Here is an 18,379-nt window from a genome sequence, read left to right on the forward strand (position 1 = left end):
AGATCAAAAAAATCCGAGGACCGTGCCATGGAAAACCCAGCCTTCCGTCCCTTTGAAACCGCGCTCCCCGAGGATGAGGCCCTCGCCAGCTTGCGCGATGCGCTGAACGGTGCGGAGGATGGCGAGATCTTTGCAGAGCGCCGCAAATCCGAAGCGCTGTCCTTTGATGACGGGCGGCTGCGCAGTGCCAGTTATGATGCCTCCGAAGGCTTTGGCCTGCGGGCGGTGAACGGTGATGTGGCCGGATATGCACATTCCACCGATGTCTCCATTGCGTCACTGAAGCGGGCGGCGGAAACGGCCAAGCTGGCGGTTGGCGAGGGAGGCGGCACCTATTCGGATGCGCCGCAGGCAACCAATGCCAAGCTGTACACCGATGCCGACCCGATCAGCGCCATGCCGTTCCCGGTGAAGGTAGAAACCCTGCGCGAGGTTGACGCCTATGCGCGCGGCCTGGACCAGCGCGTGGTGCAAGTGTCTGCATCGTTGGCCGCCTCGCTGCAGGAAGTGGAGATCCTGCGCGCTGACGGAACGCGTGTGCGCGACATCCGCCCGATGGCGCGATTCAACGTGTCGGTGATCGTCGAAAAGGACGGCCGCCGCGAAGGCGGCTCGGCCGGCGGCGGCGGGCGGCTGGGGCTGGACGGGCTGGTCGACCCTGAACATTGGCAGGCCCAGGTGCAGGAGGCTTTGCGGATTGCGCTGGTGAACCTGGATGCGGTCCCTGCCCCTGCGGGCGAGATGGATGTGGTGCTTGGCCCCGGCTGGCCCGGCATCCTGCTGCACGAGGCGATCGGCCACGGGCTGGAGGGCGATTTCAACCGCAAGGGTTCCTCCGCGTTTGCCGGGCTGATGGGCCAGCAGATCGCCGCCAAGGGCGTTACAGTACTGGACGATGGCACCATTCCCGACCGGCGCGGATCCATCACCGTGGATGACGAAGGCACCCCCAGCCAGAAAACCACTCTGATCGAGGACGGCGTGCTGGTCGGTTTCATGCAGGACCGCCAGAATGCACGGCTGATGGGGGTTTCTCCCACCGGCAACGGGCGGCGTCAAAGCTACGCCCATGCGCCGATGCCGCGGATGACCAATACCTACATGCTGGGCGGCGAGGCCGATCCCGGTGATCTGGTCGCAGGCATCAAGGACGGCATCTGGGCCGTGGGATTCGGCGGCGGCCAGGTGGATATTACAAATGGCAAGTTCGTGTTCTCCTGCACCGAGGCTTACAGGGTGAAGGACGGCAAGGTCGGCGCACCGGTTAAAGGCGCCACGCTGATCGGCGACGGTGCCACCGCGCTGAAACAGATTCGCGGGCTTGGCAACGACATGGCGCTGGACCCCGGCATGGGCAATTGCGGCAAGGCAGGCCAGTGGGTGCCGGTCGGCGTCGGCCAGCCCTCGGTGCTGATGGGCGGCCTGACGGTGGGCGGCTCAGCGGCCTGAGGCAGCGCAAATTCACGGTAAAACCATGTTTTGACCGTAAAAATCCGGGCCGCCCGCCAGTGTTGCCGGCCCGGATTACGGCAATGCCTCCCCGTTCGAACTGTGAGCGAAAGGTAATTTCCCCCGTTTTCCGGCTACTTAAGAAAATTTTCGGGGAATTGGCCGAAAACCCTCCAGCGTTCACCACCTGTTAACCCCCTTAAGGTTAATTCTGGTTCTGCAAACAGGCGGAGCTGCGGATGACCGAAGAAACACTTTCTTCCACTCACCCCCCACTCCCACCCACCACGGAAGATACCCGGTTTTCCTGGCTTCGCCTTTTGCGCTCTAAACGGGTCGGCCCGGTGACCTTTCACCGGCTGCTCGCCGAATATGGTTCAGCGCAGAACGCGCTGGATGCGTTGCCCGAAGTGGCACGTTCCGCAGGTATCAAAGGGTATGAAACATGCCCCGCCAAGGCGGTAGACGCTGAAATTAGGACCGCAAAAGCCGCCAAAGCGCGGCTTTTGTGCTTTTCCGACCCGGAATACCCTGAGCTCCTCCGCAGCCTGAAAGATGCACCGCCGCTGTTGTGGGCCATTGGCGACCTTGCGGCATTGCGGCGTCCGTTGATTTCCATGGTCGGCGCCCGCAACGCGTCTTCGCTGGGGTTGCGCATGGCCAGATCGCTGGCGCAAAACTTGGGCGACGCCGGCTATACCGTTGTCTCCGGCATGGCCCGCGGCATCGACACCGCCGCGCATCAATCAGCGCTGCAAACAGGAACAATTGCCATTCTGGCGGGCGGCGCCGATGTGATCTACCCGGCAGAAAACGCCCGGCTTGCCGAAGACATAGCCGGTACAGGGCTGCGCCTGTCAGAGCAGCCGATGGGCAAGACACCGCAGGCCCGCGACTTCCCCAAACGCAACCGGATCATTGCCGGCATGTCCCGCGCCGTTGTGGTGGTGGAGGCGGCCGCCAAATCCGGCAGCCTGATCACTGCCCGCGACGCGCTGGACTACGGCCGCGAGGTTCTGGCGGTGCCCGGCCATCCCTTTGATGCCCGCAGTTCCGGCTGCAACAGGCTGATCCGCGACGGCGCCCTGCTGGTCCGCAGTGCCGCTGACGTGCTGGAGGCGCTGCCGCCGCAAGACCTGTCGCAAGAACAGGCGCCGGCAACCGGCAGTCCGCAGCAGGCCCTGGCCGGCCTGCCGCAGCAGCCGCCCGAACGGCGCAGCCTTGCGCAGGCCAACGCCCTGCATCAGCAGATCCTCGGCAGGCTCGGGCCCTCCCCCACATCTGAGTCCGACCTGCTGCGCGAACTTTCCTTGCCGCCGCAGCTGCTGGCCCCGGCGCTGACGGATCTGGAGCTGGAAGGCGCGATCCGGCGCCAGCCGGGCGGGTTGCTGTCCAAGGCCTTTCCGGAAAATGAAGACTGACCCTGCGCGCCTTGCCTTGCCCCTGCCTGCCGCGCCGGACAGCAGGAACAGGCTGCCGCGAACCGTCGGAATACCACCGTAAAAGGCCCGTTTCCCGCCGCGTCGAATGCACCTGGATTGACAATCTCCCCTTGCGCCCCACATCCTGCCCCGCCATAGAACCCGCAGAAGCGGTCCGAAGAGGTTACAGAATTTATGCCAGTAGTCGTTGTCGAATCCCCGGCCAAAGCAAAGACAATCAACAAGTATCTTGGCTCCAACTATACGGTTCTGGCGTCTTACGGGCATGTGCGCGACCTGCCGGCCAAAGATGGTTCGGTCGACACTGACGCCGATTTCGACATGACCTGGGAGGTCGGCAATGATTCCCGCAAGCACGTCAAGGCGATTGCCGACGCGCTGAAAGAGGACAATGCGCTGATTCTCGCTACCGACCCCGACCGCGAGGGCGAGGCGATCAGCTGGCACCTGCAGGAGGCGTTGACCAAACGGCGCTCGATCAAGAAGGACACGCCGGTCAGCCGGGTGACATTCAACGCGATCACCAAAGAAGCGGTGACCGAAGCGATGCAGAACCCGCGCCAGGTCGACATGCCGCTGGTCGAGGCCTATCTGGCCCGCCGCGCGCTGGACTATCTGGTGGGCTTCAACCTGTCGCCAGTGCTGTGGCGCAAGCTGCCGGGCGCGCGGTCCGCGGGCCGGGTGCAATCCGTCTGCCTGCGCCTGATCGTCGAGCGCGAGATGGAGATCGAAGCCTTCAACGCCCAGGAATACTGGTCCGTGCGCGCCCAGATGGCGACCCCGCGCGGCCAGGAGTTCGAAGCCCGCCTGACGGTGCTGGGCGGCGACAAGCTGGACAAATACAGCCTGAAGACGTCCACCGCTGCCGAACTCGCGGTCCAGGCCGTGGCCTCGCGCCAGCTGTCGGTGCTTTCGGTCGAAGCAAAACCCGCTTCCCGCAACCCCTCTGCCCCGTTCATGACCTCGACCCTGCAGCAGGAAGCCAGCCGCAAATTCGGCATGGGCGCGCGCCAGACCATGAACGCCGCGCAGCGCCTTTATGAGGCCGGTCACATCACCTATATGCGGACCGATGGCATCGACATGGCGCCCGAAGCGGTGCAGGCCGCGCGTGCCGAGATCGAAACCCGCTATGGCGCTGAATATGTGCCCTCCTCCCCGCGGATCTACAAGAACAAGGCGAAGAACGCCCAGGAAGCGCACGAATGTATCCGCCCCACGGATATGAGCCGCGATGCGGCCAGCCTGAAAGTCACGGACGACGATCAGCGCAAGCTCTATGACCTAATCTGGAAGCGCACCCTGTCGTGCCAGATGGAAGGTGCCCGTCTGGAACGCACCACTGTCGACATCGGCTCGGATGACAAACAGGTGGTGCTGCGCGCCACTGGCCAGGTGATGCTGTTTGACGGTTTCATGCGGGTTTATGAAGAAGGCCGCGATGATGTGGCCGACGAAGACGATAAGCGCCTGCCGCAGATCATGCAGGGCGAAGCGCTGAAATTTGCATCTTCGCTGGCCGCGCAGGCTGACAAGGCCGGCAAAGAGGCATCCGTGCTCTCTGAAGACGGCGCTGTGCTGGCGCTGCAGCACCATACCCAGCCGCCACCGCGCTATACCGAGGCGACACTGGTCAAGCGGATGGAAGAGCTGGGCATCGGCCGCCCCTCGACCTATGCCTCCGTGATCACCACAATCCAGGACCGCGAATACGTCCGCAAGGACAAGAACCGCCTGTTCCCCGAGGACAAAGGCCGGATCGTCACGATCTTCCTGCTGAATTTCTTCCGCAAATACGTCGGCTATGAATTCACCGCCAATCTGGAAGAAGAACTGGATGACGTCAGTGCCGGCAACGGCGACTATAAGGAACTGCTGGGCAAGTTCTGGCGCGATTTTTCAGCTGCCATTTCGGAAACCTCCGAGTTGCGGATCACCGAAGTGCTGGATGTGCTGGATGACGCCCTGGCACCGCAGCTTTATCCGCCGCGCGAAGACGGCACCGACCCGCGCGTCTGCCCCAAATGCGGGGAGGGCCAGCTGCATCTGAAAACCTCGCGCACCGGCGGCTTTGTCGGCTGCGGCAATTACCCGGAATGCACCTACACCCGACCCATCGCCGGCGAAGGCGCTGATGGCGACGAGCGGCTGCTGGGGATGGATGGCGAAGATGAGATCCACCTGAAGGCCGGCCGCTTTGGGCCCTATGTTCAGCGCGGCGAAGCAACGCCCGAAAACAAGAAGCCGCCGCGCGCCAGCCTGCCCAAGGGCTGGAGCAAGGACGATATGGACCTGGCAAAGGCGCTGACCCTGCTCAGCCTGCCGCGCCAGATCGGCGACCACCCCGAAGGCGGTGTGATTGCCTCCAACTTCGGCCGCTTCGGTCCCTATTTGATGCACCAGCTGCCCGAAGAGGAAAAACCTGTCTACGCCAACCTCAAGGACCCCAACGACGTCTTTGAAATCGGCATGAACCGGGCGGTGGAACTGCTGGCGGAAAAGCGCGCCAATCCGGGCCGCCGCGGCAGCCGGGCTGCTGCCAAGCCGCTGAAGGAGCTGGGGGATCACCCCGACAGCGGTGGCGCCATCAACATCATGGACGGCCGCTACGGGCCTTACGTCAAATGGGAAAAGGTCAATGCCACCCTGCCCAAGGACGTGGAACCCAAGGATGTCACCATGGAAATGGCGATGGAGCTGATTGCGGAAAAATCCGCAAAGGGCGGCAAGAAGAAAACCGCCGCCAAAAAGCCCGCAGCCAAGAAAAAAGCAGCGCCTAAGAAGGCCGCAGCGAAAGATTGACAACCGGCGGCGTGGACTTGGGCGGGGCGCTCCCGCCGGTTCCAGGCGCATTGACATGCGCCGTCACCGTTGGGCCCGGCGCCGCTAACGCGGCGCGGGTCATGTCCTGCGCGCGTCCTTCTCTGTTCTGCGCTGCGTCAAGGGCGGCCCTGCCGCTGCGTCAGCGGCTTGCCCTTGGCGCGGCGCAGAACAGTTTCACTCCCGCGAAGGCCCAATAAGGGCAAAGCTAACCTTATTGGCTTATCAGCAAAGCTTTCTTTTGCGCCGCAAAGCGGCGCCACGCCCAAGGCTGATGGAGCATCTGCCGAAGGCAAATGCTCCGGGAAGGCGCGGGAGCCTTGCCCTTTCCGTTCTCCGTAGAAATACGTGCCCGTCTCCGTATTCATTGACTCTGCTCCAGCAGGCAGCCAGAAATCCCGCAACCGGCATACTGGGAGAACTCCATGAAGAAGGTATATTCCAACGCTGCTGAAGCGCTCGACGGGCTGCTTCACGACGGCATGTACATCGCTGCGGGCGGTTTCGGCCTCTGCGGCATCCCCGAACTGCTGCTGCAGGCGATCAAGGACGCAGGCACCAAGGATCTGACCTTTGCCTCCAACAACGCCGGCGTCGATGATTTCGGCATTGGCATCCTGCTGCAGACCCGGCAGGTGAAAAAGATGATCTCGTCCTATGTGGGCGAAAACGCGGAATTCATGCGCCAGTACCTGAGCGGCGAGCTGGAACTGGAATTCAATCCGCAGGGCACCCTGGCTGAACGCATGCGCGCGGGCGGCGCAGGCATTCCGGGCTTTTTCACCAAGACCGGCGTGGGTACAGTGATTGCCGACGGCAAGTTTGAAAAGCAGTTCCCCACCGGTGCGGACGGCGCCATGGAGGACTACATCATGGAAGAAGGCATCTTTGCAGATCTTGCCATCGTAAAGGCCTGGAAGGCGGATGAGACCGGCAACCTGGTGTTCCGCAAGACCGCCCGCAACTTCAACGCGCCGGCCGCGACCTGCGGCAAGGTCTGCGTGGTCGAGGTCGAGGAGATCGTGCCGACCGGATCGCTGGACCCGGATTCCATCCACCTGCCCGGCATCTACGTGCACCGCATCATCCAAGGCCAGCACGAGAAACGCATCGAACAGCGCACCGTGCGCAAGCGGGAGGAAGCATAATGCCCTGGGATCGTAATCAGATGGCGGCACGCGCCGCGCAAGAGCTGCAGGACGGCTGGTATGTGAACCTCGGCATCGGCATTCCGACGCTGGTTTCCAACTACATCCCCGAAGGTGTGGAAGTGACCCTGCAATCGGAGAACGGCATGCTGGGCATGGGCCCCTTCCCCTATGAGGGCGAAGAGGATGCCGACCTGATCAACGCGGGCAAGCAGACCATCACCGAACTGCCGCAGACCGCCTATTTCGACTCGGCGCAGTCGTTTGCGATGATCCGCGGCGGCAAGATCGCCATGGCGATCTTGGGTGCGATGGAAGTGGCCGAGAACGGCGATCTGGCCAACTGGATGATCCCCGGCAAGCTGGTCAAGGGCATGGGCGGCGCCATGGATCTGGTCGCGGGTGTCGGCCGTGTGGTGGTCGTGATGGATCACACCAACAAACACGGCGACAGCAAGGTTCTGAAGGATTGCACCCTGCCGCTGACCGGCAAGGGCGTTGTCGACCGGATCATCACCAATCTGGGCGTCCTGGACGTCGTGGACGGCGGCCTGAAGATCGTTGAGTTGGCGGATGGTGTCAGCGAAGACGAGATCCGCAGCGCGACCAAGGCCACCCTGGTCGACTGATCCCGGATCAGATCTGACAATCAGGGCCCGCCGGTTTCCGGCGGGCCTTTTCATTGCAAATCCGGTTTGCAGTCAAACCCCGGCAGCAGATCCGGGCCGTGCGCGCGGCCGCTGGGTGTGCCAGATGGCGCCTTCGGGCGGGTTGACGATTTCATACATGTAAACGCGCTTATCGTACCAATTGACGATCTTCTCCCGACCGTCTTCGAACACCACCACGCAATACCTGCCCCTGGCCGGGTCACAGCTGTCGCGGCCAAGCATGGTAACGATGACCGGATCCACCAGATGCCGGTTGAACAGCACGATCGCCTTGGTCTGCTTGCCCGAAACATACAAAGCACCTGCAAACAGGCCCGCGGCCAGCAGCACAAAACCCAGGCCCGAAAAATTCCGGAACGGGTTGACCTTTGCAAGCCCCGGAGCAAAGGCGACAAACACCATCCGCCCGAAAATCCCGGTAAAAGCGATCAGGCCGAGCATTGCAAAGGTGCTGGTGGCCTCTTGCGAACCCGCGGCAAGCGCCGCCGGATCAATTCCCAATTCCAATTCCTGTCTCCAATTTCTCAAAGCCAAATGATGCGGCTCAATCCTGTCAATTCCTGCACCATAGCGGCGGCGGCAAGAAAAGGACAAAAACTTTGCAGAAAACACACCATTTCAAGACGTTGCGGACTGGCCACTGGGCAGGTCACTGGGCAGACTCGCAGAACTCCGGTTATGCCCTGCTTTCGCTTGTTAAACTGATTTGAGTTGCCTGCCCCTTCCTCCGCCAATATGAACAGACCGGTACACATAGAGATGAATCATGCGCCCGAACAAACGAGACGAATTGGTCCGCAAAGCCCTGGACGTGTTTTACCGCAGCGGATTTCACGCGACGGGAATGGACACGCTGGTCAAGGAAACCGGCGTCTCAAAAACCTCCATGTACAAGCATTTCCGCACCAAGGATGACCTGATCAGTGCTGTTCTGCAGCTGCGGGACGAGAACTTCCGCAACTGGCTCTATGGCCGTATGGAGGCCCTGTCGGACACACCGGCGGGACAGCTGATCGCTGTTTTCACCGCTCTGGGAGAGTGGTTCGGCAAGCCCGGGTTTGCCGGCTGCATGTTTGTAAAGGCCAGCTCTGAATTCCAGGACCATGCGCATCCGGTGTACCGGCAGTCCAGTGAACATAAGCAGATACTGCTGGACCATTTCACTGCGCTGGCCCAATCGGCCGGGGCGCCTGATCCCGCAGCATTGGCCCGGCAGCTTTTGATGCTGAAGGAAGGTGCCACTGTTCTGGCCGCCATGTCAGTCACCCCTGCCCCGGCAGAGGACGCACTGCAAACCGCGCGGATACTGTTGCAGCCTTATCTGAAAGACAGCTGACCGCGCCTTACTTGCCCAACCTGAAAACGCATCCGTCGGACAAAAACTGCGGCGGTGTCATGCATAGGCCGCGCGCCACCTGATAGGCGGCCAGGACCTTGGGCACATAGTCGCGTGTCTCGGCAAAGGGCGGCACCCCCTGGTGCGAGCGCACGGCCCCTTCGCCGGCATTATAGCCAGCCAGCACCAAAATCGGATCGCCGCCGAATTCCCCCATCAGCCAGTCGAGATACTGAATACCGCCAGCAATGTTCTGCCGCGCCTCCAGCGCGTCACTCACCCCGAAACGTTTGGCAGTATCGGGCATCAGCTGCATCAGCCCCTGCGCCCCGGCAGCGCTGACCGCATCAGGCTTGCCGGCGGATTCGACAGCTATCACAGCCAGGACCAAGGCCGGCGACACCTCGGTGCCCAGGCTTTCGGTCAGGATCTGCACCCCGCGTTCCTGCACAATATCCTGCATCAGTTGCAACCGCGGGGCCGCCAGGCCTTTGGCTCCGCTCAAGGCCTGCAGGGCGTCATCCAGACGCCCCGGCCCCGATCCCTCTAGTCCAAAGGCAACCTTATCCCAGAACCAGCCATAACGGCCGGCCGGCTTTGCGCTGCTGTCTGCGGCTGCTTTCAACGCAGGCGCCGGGGGGGCTGGCTCAGGCTGCGGCTCAATCTGTATGGTAATGCGCTTGCCTGTGCCGGACGCCGGCGGTTTGATGCGTTTTGCCTCGAACTGCGGAAAAGGCCGGGGCTGCACCTCCTCAGCCACTGCAGCCAGTGGCATGGCACAGGCTGCCAGCGCCAATACAGTGTTCCCGAATGACATTGCCCTGCCTGCCTGCGGTTTCAGTTCGTTCCAATCTGTGAAAATTGACGCCCGAAGGCCAGTATTCCTGCCCCGGAATCTGGCGCAACCGCCTTATTTGCCCCGGACTGGCGCTGAAATATCACGGGGCACGGTGAAGTAACAAAAAATTAATGCAGCAAAAACAGCAGGATGCGCAAGTTATTGCCGAAAAGTAAAAATTGGGCAGCTATTTCCGGGTTTCAGCCCAAATCCTGCCACGCTGCACTGGCTATATGTATTCATCCAAGCCGGACAGTGGTCGAGCAGGTGAGAGAGCAGACCCTGGCGAGATGGCGGGATTACACATTCAGAGATCCTTTGGAGGGACCGAACCATGATCAAGTTTTTCAAAAGCTTCCGCAAAGACTTCCGCAAAGACGAATCCGGCGCCGTGACCGTTGACTGGGTCGTGCTGACCGCAGCTGTCGCCGCACTGGGCGGCGTGGTTTACACCGCTGTGCAGGATGGCGCTTCCACCTTGTCGAGCGACACCGGTTCCTACCTGAAGACCAAAAAACCGACCTAATTGCCGGCGGCGGCGGCGTATATACCGCATCGCGACACCGCAATTCGGGCCGCTCTCTTCGGAGGGCGGCCTATTCCGTTTCCGCTCGACTGCGGGAAAGTCCGGACCTGCATTTTCAACCGGCTGGAACCTTGAAAGCCCCGGCACGCGGGAAGATCCGCCAACCCCGCAATATTCTTTCCGCTTAGCTGTAGAAGACGCCCTTTCTGACACATGCAGTTTCTTGCCAAAAAGTTAAAATTGGGCAGCCAATTCCGAATTCTCGCCCCAATCCTGCCACGCTCCGCTGGCTATATGTATTCATCCAAGCCGGTCAGTGCCCAAGCAGGTGAGAGAGCAGGCCCTGGCAAAACGGCGGGACAGCATTAATTCAGAGATCCTTTGGAGGGACCGAACCATGATCAAGTTTTTCAAAAGCTTCCGCAAAGACTTCCGCAAAGACGAATCCGGCGCTGTGACCGTTGACTGGGTCGTACTGACCGCAGCTGTCGCCGCACTGGGTGGCGTGGTCTACACCGCTGTTCAGGATGGCGCGTCCACCCTGGCAAGCGACACCGGCTCCTACCTGAAAGGCAAGAAGCCGACCTGATCGCAGGCGGTGGCATCCAATCCGCACCGCAGCACAGTAATTCGGGCCACTCTCTTCGGAGGGTGGCCCTTTTCATTCGGCACTTCTGCAATGAGGCTGGTCCCGCGTAAAGTTTTCTGGCGAAATCAACCGATTAACATGAGCTTGGGAAGTGGGATGCGAGACAAACCCTGCGCCAAAAAGTGCTTCCTTCCTTACCTCTCACATTAATAGGTTATTAGGCAAAAAGCACGGATTACGCCCCATTAACGCCCCATTCATGAAGCTTAATGATACTAACACGGGATTGCTTTCAGCAGGCGATCCTATCCCTTGAATCCCTTTGGGCAGCGAGGTCCGCAACATGAAGAAACTATGGTCATTCATTGCCAGTGACGACGGAGCGGTAACCGTTGACTGGGTTATCCTAGCCGCCGCCGCAATCGGGCTGGCCGTATTGATTGCCGGGATGACGCAAGACGGCGCGCTTGGCCTGGCCCAGGGGCTGGCAGACTATATGAGCAATTGGAACTTTGGCTGAGGCTTGGCGGACACCATCAATTGCCGCCGCAGTTCGAGTGATCCAGCAGCCGGTTCCGCCCCGCGGGGCGCCGGCTGAAATCTATGAGAGGTAACACAATGCGTGCAGTTTTCGGACTGGTGCTGATTGTCGGTGTGGCCCTCGCGGGCGGCGCCGTCATGATGGCAAAAAACTATATCTCGGCCTATCAGAATGAACTGGCGCGCGAACGCGCGGCCCGCGCCGAAGCGGTACCGCTGGTGGATGTTTTTGTCGCCACCAAACCCTTGAAATACGGCGAGCGGCTGTCCCAGGACGCAGTGCGCACCGTGCGCTGGCCCGAAGATGCCATTCCCGAAGGTGCCTATATCACCCATGAAGAGCTGTTTCCGCCGCATGCCGGTGATCAGCTGAGAGTGGTTCTGCGCGCCATGGAAACGGATGAGGCCATCATGGCCCTCAAGGTCACGGCACCTGGCGAAGACGCCGGCATCACATCGCGGTTGCAGCGCGGTATGCGCGCCTTTGCAATCAAGGTCGATGTCTCCTCAGGCGTTTCGGGTTTCCTGCGGCCTGGCGACAAAGTGGACGTCTATTGGACTGGCATGATGCCGGGATCGGCCGGCAACCGCGGTGAGGTCACCCGCCTGATCCAAACCAATGTCGAACTGGTGGCCATTGACCAAAGCGCCGGCGGCGACATCAACGAAGCCGTCATTGCCCGCACCGTCACCGTTGCGGCCCACCCCAGGCAGGTCGCCGCACTGGCACAGGCGCAAACCACCGGACGGCTGTCGCTGGCCCTGGTCGGCGCCGGGGATGACACCATTGCTTCGTTTGTCGAAGTGGACCAGCGCAGCCTGCTGGGCCTGGGGGCATTGGAAGCGCCGCAAGAAGTGGAAAAGGAAAAAGTCTGCACCATCCGCACTCGCCGCGGCGCTGAGGTTGTTGAAATTCCAATCCCCTGCACCAACTAGGAATTTCATTTCCGCGCGGACCGTTAACAGGTTCAGCCGTCCTTTTTCAGCAAAGGGCGGCTGTTTTGCCTGTTGCGCAGGCCCCACAATGGCCCGCAGACGGGAACACCCCAGAAGCCATTGATTCTTGCAATAATTCGGGATCTGCACCACAGTGCCCGAAAGAGCGGGCAAAAAGACCCGGATTTTGAGGCGTGATCGGAAAGGCAGGTCACATGGCAATTGGACGGTTCGTAGCGGCGGCCCTGGTGGGTCTATCGCTTATTGGTATGCCACAGGCAGATGGGGCATCAGCGCAATCCTTGCGGGTGGTGAAAAAAGGCACGGTTTCACGACTGGACGTGCCGATGAATCGCGCCGTGGTGGTGGAAAGCGAAACCCCTTTTGCTGAGCTCAGCATCGCCAACCCCGGCATTGCAGATATTTCCTCCCTGTCCGACCGCACGATCTATGTGCTGGGCAAGTCGCCCGGCCTGACCACGCTGACGCTGCTTGATGGTTCCGGCCGGCTGATCACCAATGTGGACGTGCGGGTGGCCGCGGATGTGACCGAATTCAAGGAACGTCTGCGCCAGATCCTGCCTAATGAAAAAATTGAAGTCCGCACCGCCAACGACGGCATCGTTTTGTCCGGCACCGTGTCCAGCGCAGTGCGGCTGCAGCGGGCGCTGGACCTGGCCGAACGCTATGCGCCGGAGCGGGTCAGCAATCTGATGTCGGTCGGCGGTGTGCAGCAGGTCATGCTTAAGGTCCGCTTTGCCGAAATGCAGCGTTCAGTCTCAAAGTCGCTGAGCGCCTCGCTGGGCTTTAACGGCGGCACCGGCAATGGCCGCACCGGCGGCATCAACACGTTGAACACATCCGGCGCGCTGGCCAACTCGCTGGCCGGCAACATCCCTGCCGCCAACGAGAACACCGGCGCCTTCCTGTTCGGCTTCAACGCAGGTTCCGTCCAGGTCAGCCTGCTGCTCGAAGCACTGGAGCAAAAAGGCGTTGTCCGCACCCTGGCAGAGCCCAACCTTTCCGCCCTGTCAGGGCAGGAGGCGAAATTCCTGGCTGGCGGCGAATACCCGGTTCCGATTGCTCAGGAAGGCGGCGTCATCACTGTTGAATTCAAACCCTTCGGGATTGAGCTGAATTTCATTCCCAGGGTGATCGACGGCGATCTAATCAATCTTGAACTGAATGCTGCTGTGTCGGCCATCGACCCGTCCAATGCGCTGGAGCTGAGCGGCCTGACCATCGACGCCTTCACGCGGCGCGAGACCTCGACCACGGTGGAAATGCGCGACGGCGAGAGCTTTGCCATCGCCGGGCTGATCCGTGATGAATTTCTCGACAACTCTTCACAGCTGCCCTGGCTTGGCGACGTGCCGGTGCTGGGCGCGCTGTTCCGCAGCGCCGATTACCAGCGCGAACAGACCGAGCTGGTGATTATCGTCAGCGCCCACCTGGTGACCCCGACCCGCGGCGAGGCGCTGACCCTGCCGACCGACCGGGTGGCGCCGCCAAGCGAAAAGGATCTGTTTCTGTTCGGGCGCACCTCCCGCACCAAAAACGGACCGGCGGCCGAAGTGGCCAAGCAGGATTTCAACGGCTCATACGGCTACGTGCTGGACTGATAGGGAGTGGCACAGATGATCAGAACCGCTGCAATTTTCGGCATTCTTCTGGCCGCAGCCGCCTGCGAACGGGAGGCAGGCCGCGAGCTGAACCGCTCAGGCGACTTTGGCGAAGCGACCCTCAGCAATGCGGCAGTGATGAGCGGTGAGCGCAGCTTTGCCATCCAATTGGCCGGCCGGTTCGCCAAAGAAGTGCCCACGACGATCAACTTCGATTTTGACAGCGCCCGGCTGGATCAGACCGCGCGGTCTGTTCTGGACCGCCAGGCAGTCTGGATCAAGCAATTCCCCGAGGTGCGATTCCGCGTCTTCGGCCACACCGACGCGGTCGGCAGCAACGGCTATAACAAATCCCTCGGCTTGCGCCGGGCCCGCGCGGCTGTGAACTATCTGGTTTCCCGCGGCATCAGCCGCAGCCGGCTGGAAGCAGTGATTTCTCATGGTGAAACCCAGCCGCTTGTCCCGACACCTGAGCGCGAACGCCGCAACCGCCGGACGGTGACCGAGGTCAGCGGATTCCTTAAGCGCCACCCGACGGTGCTGGACGGGAAATACGCCCAGATTATCTATCGCGAATATCTGGAAAGCGCGATTCCGGGCACCACCTTGACCGAACAGCAGTCGCTGGAGCGCACGCTGCAGTAGGCAGAAGACGCGGCCAGCTGGTTACGAAGTAGTAACAATTCCCCAGATTTGGGGATTTTTGGCCCCAATATCGCCTAGATTGCCACCGACATTGTTTCCAAGAGGCGGACTGTGCCCAAAGCCCGGTCTGCCCAAGTGAACAAGGATGATGGCGATGAGCAGCGGAATGCCGCAAACAGACACACCTGCGATTGTTGCCTGCACGATCAGCCGGGACGTGCAGAATTTCGACCTCCTTATCGAAGACATGGAAGCCGTCCTGGGAGAGGCCTGGGGCGATCTGGGCTTTACCGAAGCGCTGGCTTTCTTTGGCCAGGCCGAAGCAGAGCCGCTGCAGTTTGTGGCCCTGGCCATCGACAGCGCCGATGAGGGCGATCTGCCGCTGATGGGAGAGATTATCAGCCAGGCGAAGTCGCGCGGCATCAAGGTGATCCTGATCGCCGAGGACGTGACCCCGGCGGCACTGCATACGCTGCTGCGCCAGGGCGCGGACGAATTTGTGCCCTACCCGCTGCCGGAACAGGAACTGCAGGCTGCCATCGAACGGCTGCAGGCGCCGGAACCGGAGGTTGCGCAGAACCCGCATCAGCTGCAGTCCGGCAGCCAGCGCGAAGGCGCGGTGATCGTCTGCCACGGGCTGGCAGGCGGCACCGGATCGACCACCATGGCTGTCAACCTGGCCTGGGAGCTTGCAGCGCTCAGCGAACATGACGAGCCCAGCGTGTGCCTGCTGGATCTGGATCTGCAGCACGGTTCGGTCTCGACCTACCTTGACCTGCCCCGCCGCGAGGTGGTGATGGAAATGCTCAGCGAAACTGAAAGCATGGACGCGGATCTGTTTGGCCAGGCGCTGCTGCCGTTTCAGGAAAAGCTGCAGGTTCTGACGGCTCCGTCAGAACTGGTGCCGCTGGATCTGCTGTCGCCCGAGGATATCACACGGGTGATCGGGATGGCGCGCAGCCACTTCGACTTTGTTGTCGTCGACATGCCCCATACGCTGGTGCAATGGTCTGAAACCGTTCTGAATATGGCGCATGTTTACTTCGCGATGATCGAACTGGACATGCGTTCGGCACAGAACGCGCTGCGCATGAAGCGGGCGCTGCAGTCCGAAGACCTGCCGTTCGAAAAACTGCGCTTTGCCCTGAACCGGGCACCGAAGTTCACCGATCTTGCCGGTAAAAGCCGGGTCAAACGGATGGCCGAATCCCTAAGCATCTCCATCGACCTGCAGCTGCCCGATGGCGGCAAGCAGGTTCTGCAGAGCTGCGACCACGGGCTGCCGCTGGCCGTTTCGGCAGCGAAGAATCCCTTGCGCAAAGAAATCGCCAAGCTTGCAGCCTCGCTGCACGCATTAGGCCGAAGTGAAGCCGAAGCCGCCTAAGCGGCTGAACCGGGGGTGAGTTGATGTTTTCCAAGTACAAAAAGCAAGCGGCCAAACCTGCCGCGCCTGCGTCTGAGCCGGTTGCGGTCGCGGCGGCTGCTGCCGCGCCAGCTGCCAGTCTGCGGCGGCCGGTCCAGCGCAAAGCCGCCGAGGCGCAGCCGATGGATAAGGATCGCAAGCGCAAGGAGCGTTTGGGCGAGATTAAGATCCAGTTGCACCGGGAGCTTTTGGAGAACCTGAACCTGGCCGCGCTGGAACGCGCAGGCGAGGCAGAGCTGCGATCTGAGATCGCCACGATTGCAACCGAGATTCTGGCGGAAAAAGGCATTGTCCTGAACCGCGAGGACCGCCAGCAGCTGAACAAGGAGCTGTATGACGAGGTCACCGGCCTTGGCCCGCTTGAGGCGCTGCTGCAGGACGACACGGTCAGCGATATCCTGGTGAACGGCCCGCAGCAGATCTTTATTGAACGTGATGGCAAACTGCAGATCAGCGACATCACCTTCAAGGATGAGAAGCATCTGATGCGGATCATCGACAAGATCGTCTCGGCCGTGGGCCGCCGTGTTGATGAAAGCAACCCCTATGTGGACGCCCGCCTCGCCGATGGCTCGCGTTTCAACGCGATGGTGCCGCCGGTTGCGGTGGATGGCTCGCTGGTGTCGATCCGGAAATTCAAAAAAGACAAGCTGGGCATCGACGATCTGGTGAATTTCGGCGCCTTCACCGAGGAGATGGCCGCCTTTCTGCAGGCCGCAGTTTCGACCCGGCTGAATGTCATCGTCTCGGGCGGAACCGGTTCGGGTAAAACCACCACGCTGAACGCGCTGTCCAGCTTCATCGACAATTCCGAGCGGATCCTGACGATCGAGGATACCGCGGAACTGCAGCTGCAGCAGACCCATGTGGGACGGATGGAAAGCCGCCCGCCCAATGTTGAAGGCAAGGGCGAAGTCTCCCCTCGCGACTGTCTGAAGAACGCTCTGCGGATGCGCCCTGACCGCATCATCGTCGGCGAGACCCGCGGCGAGGAAGTCATCGACATGCTGCAGGCGATGAATACCGGCCATGACGGCTCGATGACCACGATCCATGCCAACTCGGCCCGCGACGGGATTTCACGCCTGGAAAACATGATTGCGATGGCAGGTATTGAAATGCCGCTCAAAGCGGTGCGCAGCCAGATCTCCTCGGCTGTGAACCTCATTGTGCAAGCCTCGCGTCTGCAGGACGGTTCCCGCCGGATGACCTCCATCACCGAAATCACCGGCATGGAGGGCGACGTGATCTCGATGCAGGAAATCTTCCGCTTCCAGCGGGTCGGGCTGACCCCGGACAACAAGATCATCGGTCATTTCACCGCCACCGGGGTGCGCAGCCATTACTCTGAGCGCTTCCGCCTTTGGGGCTTTGATCTGCCGCCGTCGATCTATGAACCCACCGTGATGGAGGCACGCTGATGCAACTGAGTGCCGAACCGCTTATCTACGGCTTGATCTTCTTCGGGGTGCTGGCCCTGGTCGAAGGCCTGTATCTGTTCACTTTCGGCAAATCCATCAGCCTCAACAGCAAGGTAAACCGCCGGCTGGAGATGATGGAGAAGGGCGGCAACCGCGAACAGGTGCTGGAGCAGCTGCGCAAGGAGCTGGGCCAGCACGCCAAATCGCAGTCTATCCCGCTCTATTCACTGCTGTCGGAACGGGCGCAGAAAGCGGCGATTGCCTTTTCGCCCAAGCAGCTGATCCTGATCATGGCCGCACTTGCTGCCGTTGCCTTTGCCGGCCTCAGCATCGGTACTTCGGCCCCCCTGCCCGTCCGGATCCTGGGATCCGTCATCATTGGCGTTGGCGCGGTGTTCTTCTGGGTCAACAAGAAAGCCGCCAAGCGGATGGCCATGATCGAAGAACAGCTGCCGGATGCGGTGGAACTGATGGTGCGCAGCTTGCGCGTCGGCCATCCGTTCACCTCGGCTGTGCAGATCGTCGCAAATGAGGTTGAAGACCCCCTGGCGACCGAGTTCGGCATCATCTCAGATGAATGCGCTTATGGCCGCGATGTCGGTGAATCGCTCAAGGAAATGGCGGAACGGCTGGACATGCAGGACATGCGATTTCTGGCTGTTGCCGTCACTATCCAGCAGCAATCGGGCGGCAACCTGGCCGAAGTTCTGGCCGGCCTGGCCAAGGTGATCCGCGCCCGCTTCCGGCTGTTCCGCAGGGTCAAGGCGATCACCGCCGAGGCGCAGTGGTCGGGCAAATTCCTGTCGGGTTTCCCGTTGTTCTGCCTGATCGGGATCCTGGTCAAGGATCCCAATTATTATGACGGCGTGCTGGACCATCCCTGGTTCATCCCCGCCTGTTTTGCGGTGGGTGTGATGCTGACTGCCAACCTGATCGTCATGCGCGTGCTGACCAACATCAAAGTGTAAGGAGG

At 61.1% G+C, this 18,379-nt stretch carries 17 protein-coding genes; 15 read left to right on the forward strand and 2 right to left on the reverse strand.

Annotated features, from left to right (window positions below; translation table 11 throughout):
- The first annotated feature begins 27 nt into the window (after positions 1-27).
- The 5 genes from tldD to K3724_RS14965 all read left to right on the forward strand — a co-directional run bounded on the left by tldD (position 28) and on the right by K3724_RS14965 (position 7,488).
- The gene (tldD, locus tag K3724_RS14945) at positions 28-1,449 is read left to right on the forward strand and encodes a metalloprotease TldD (protein WP_259986667.1); all 1,422 of its coding nucleotides are present in this window, start codon (positions 28-30) and stop codon (positions 1,447-1,449) included.
- Between the two features lie 239 nt (positions 1,450-1,688).
- Positions 1,689-2,870 carry a DNA-processing protein DprA gene (gene dprA / locus K3724_RS14950; protein ID WP_259986668.1) on the forward strand — a complete coding sequence of 394 codons (1,182 nt, stop codon included), beginning with the start codon at positions 1,689-1,691 and terminating at the stop codon, positions 2,868-2,870.
- A gap of 195 nt (positions 2,871-3,065) precedes the next feature.
- Positions 3,066-5,693, forward strand: coding sequence for a type I DNA topoisomerase (gene topA / locus K3724_RS14955; RefSeq protein WP_259986669.1), 2,628 nt, complete (start codon positions 3,066-3,068; stop codon positions 5,691-5,693).
- Between the two features lie 443 nt (positions 5,694-6,136).
- Positions 6,137-6,859, forward strand: a complete 723-nt coding sequence (locus K3724_RS14960; RefSeq protein ID WP_129371720.1) for a CoA transferase subunit A — start codon at positions 6,137-6,139, stop codon at positions 6,857-6,859.
- Positions 6,859-7,488, forward strand: a complete 630-nt coding sequence (locus K3724_RS14965; protein ID WP_259986670.1) for a 3-oxoacid CoA-transferase subunit B — start codon at positions 6,859-6,861, stop codon at positions 7,486-7,488. Before K3724_RS14960 ends, K3724_RS14965 begins: the two co-directional genes overlap by 1 nt.
- Before the next feature lie 72 nt (positions 7,489-7,560).
- Here the strand turns inward: K3724_RS14965 and K3724_RS14970 are convergent, their stop codons facing one another.
- Positions 7,561-8,037, reverse strand: a complete 477-nt coding sequence (locus tag K3724_RS14970) for a hypothetical protein (protein ID WP_259986671.1) — start codon at positions 8,035-8,037, stop codon at positions 7,561-7,563.
- A 259-nt stretch (positions 8,038-8,296) separates the two neighbouring features.
- Between K3724_RS14970 and K3724_RS14975 the strand changes: the two genes are divergently transcribed.
- Positions 8,297-8,866 carry a TetR/AcrR family transcriptional regulator gene (locus K3724_RS14975; protein ID WP_259986672.1) on the forward strand — a complete coding sequence of 190 codons (570 nt, stop codon included), beginning with the start codon at positions 8,297-8,299 and terminating at the stop codon, positions 8,864-8,866.
- Between the two features lie 7 nt (positions 8,867-8,873).
- Here K3724_RS14975 and K3724_RS14980 read toward each other — a convergent pair whose 3' ends face one another.
- Positions 8,874-9,683 (reverse strand): lytic transglycosylase domain-containing protein, encoded by an 810-nt coding sequence (locus K3724_RS14980; RefSeq protein WP_259986673.1) that lies wholly within the window; start codon positions 9,681-9,683, stop codon positions 8,874-8,876.
- Between the two features lie 355 nt (positions 9,684-10,038).
- Here K3724_RS14980 and K3724_RS14985 point away from each other — a divergent pair, with 355 nt between their 5' ends.
- The 9 genes from K3724_RS14985 to K3724_RS15025 all read left to right on the forward strand — a co-directional run bounded on the left by K3724_RS14985 (position 10,039) and on the right by K3724_RS15025 (position 18,374).
- On the forward strand, positions 10,039-10,230 hold the full coding sequence (locus K3724_RS14985; RefSeq protein ID WP_129371725.1) for a Flp family type IVb pilin: 192 nt from the start codon (positions 10,039-10,041) through the stop codon (positions 10,228-10,230).
- Between the two features lie 397 nt (positions 10,231-10,627).
- On the forward strand, positions 10,628-10,819 hold the full coding sequence (locus K3724_RS14990; protein ID WP_129371726.1) for a Flp family type IVb pilin: 192 nt from the start codon (positions 10,628-10,630) through the stop codon (positions 10,817-10,819).
- 343 nt (positions 10,820-11,162) lie between these two features.
- On the forward strand, positions 11,163-11,339 hold the full coding sequence (locus K3724_RS14995; protein ID WP_259986674.1) for a hypothetical protein: 177 nt from the start codon (positions 11,163-11,165) through the stop codon (positions 11,337-11,339).
- A 98-nt stretch (positions 11,340-11,437) separates the two neighbouring features.
- On the forward strand, positions 11,438-12,295 hold the full coding sequence (gene cpaB, locus K3724_RS15000) for a Flp pilus assembly protein CpaB (protein ID WP_259986675.1): 858 nt from the start codon (positions 11,438-11,440) through the stop codon (positions 12,293-12,295).
- A 215-nt stretch (positions 12,296-12,510) separates the two neighbouring features.
- Positions 12,511-13,917: a type II and III secretion system protein family protein gene (locus K3724_RS15005; RefSeq protein ID WP_259986676.1), complete on the forward strand. Its 1,407-nt coding sequence runs from the start codon at positions 12,511-12,513 to the stop codon at positions 13,915-13,917.
- A 15-nt stretch (positions 13,918-13,932) separates the two neighbouring features.
- Positions 13,933-14,562 (forward strand): OmpA family protein, encoded by a 630-nt coding sequence (locus K3724_RS15010; RefSeq protein ID WP_259986677.1) that lies wholly within the window; start codon positions 13,933-13,935, stop codon positions 14,560-14,562.
- A 154-nt stretch (positions 14,563-14,716) separates the two neighbouring features.
- Positions 14,717-15,946, forward strand: a complete 1,230-nt coding sequence (locus tag K3724_RS15015) for an AAA family ATPase (RefSeq protein WP_259986678.1) — start codon at positions 14,717-14,719, stop codon at positions 15,944-15,946.
- A 23-nt stretch (positions 15,947-15,969) separates the two neighbouring features.
- Positions 15,970-17,406 (forward strand): CpaF family protein, encoded by a 1,437-nt coding sequence (locus K3724_RS15020; protein ID WP_259986679.1) that lies wholly within the window; start codon positions 15,970-15,972, stop codon positions 17,404-17,406.
- The gene (locus K3724_RS15025) at positions 17,406-18,374 is read left to right on the forward strand and encodes a type II secretion system F family protein (RefSeq protein WP_259986680.1); all 969 of its coding nucleotides are present in this window, start codon (positions 17,406-17,408) and stop codon (positions 18,372-18,374) included. The genes K3724_RS15020 and K3724_RS15025 overlap by 1 nt, the downstream gene beginning before the upstream one ends.
- Positions 18,375-18,379 lie beyond the last annotated feature (5 nt).

Origin of the sequence: Leisingera sp. M658 (assembly GCF_025144145.1) — a bacterium.
Taxonomy (GTDB): Bacteria; Pseudomonadota; Alphaproteobacteria; order Rhodobacterales; family Rhodobacteraceae; genus Leisingera.

Coding starts and splice junctions, on each gene's coding strand:
- tldD (WP_259986667.1), top strand. CDS start 28: ATGGAAAACCCAGCCTTCCGTCCCTTTGAAACCGCGCTCCCCGAGGAT.
- dprA (WP_259986668.1), top strand. CDS start 1,689: ATGACCGAAGAAACACTTTCTTCCACTCACCCCCCACTCCCACCCACC.
- topA (WP_259986669.1), top strand. CDS start 3,066: ATGCCAGTAGTCGTTGTCGAATCCCCGGCCAAAGCAAAGACAATCAAC.
- K3724_RS14960 (WP_129371720.1), top strand. CDS start 6,137: ATGAAGAAGGTATATTCCAACGCTGCTGAAGCGCTCGACGGGCTGCTT.
- K3724_RS14965 (WP_259986670.1), top strand. CDS start 6,859: ATGCCCTGGGATCGTAATCAGATGGCGGCACGCGCCGCGCAAGAGCTG.
- K3724_RS14975 (WP_259986672.1), top strand. CDS start 8,297: ATGCGCCCGAACAAACGAGACGAATTGGTCCGCAAAGCCCTGGACGTG.
- K3724_RS14980 (WP_259986673.1), bottom strand. CDS start 9,683: ATGTCATTCGGGAACACTGTATTGGCGCTGGCAGCCTGTGCCATGCCA.
- K3724_RS14985 (WP_129371725.1), top strand. CDS start 10,039: ATGATCAAGTTTTTCAAAAGCTTCCGCAAAGACTTCCGCAAAGACGAA.
- K3724_RS14990 (WP_129371726.1), top strand. CDS start 10,628: ATGATCAAGTTTTTCAAAAGCTTCCGCAAAGACTTCCGCAAAGACGAA.
- K3724_RS14995 (WP_259986674.1), top strand. CDS start 11,163: ATGAAGAAACTATGGTCATTCATTGCCAGTGACGACGGAGCGGTAACC.
- cpaB (WP_259986675.1), top strand. CDS start 11,438: ATGCGTGCAGTTTTCGGACTGGTGCTGATTGTCGGTGTGGCCCTCGCG.
- K3724_RS15005 (WP_259986676.1), top strand. CDS start 12,511: ATGGCAATTGGACGGTTCGTAGCGGCGGCCCTGGTGGGTCTATCGCTT.
- K3724_RS15010 (WP_259986677.1), top strand. CDS start 13,933: ATGATCAGAACCGCTGCAATTTTCGGCATTCTTCTGGCCGCAGCCGCC.
- K3724_RS15015 (WP_259986678.1), top strand. CDS start 14,717: ATGAGCAGCGGAATGCCGCAAACAGACACACCTGCGATTGTTGCCTGC.
- K3724_RS15020 (WP_259986679.1), top strand. CDS start 15,970: ATGTTTTCCAAGTACAAAAAGCAAGCGGCCAAACCTGCCGCGCCTGCG.
- K3724_RS15025 (WP_259986680.1), top strand. CDS start 17,406: ATGCAACTGAGTGCCGAACCGCTTATCTACGGCTTGATCTTCTTCGGG.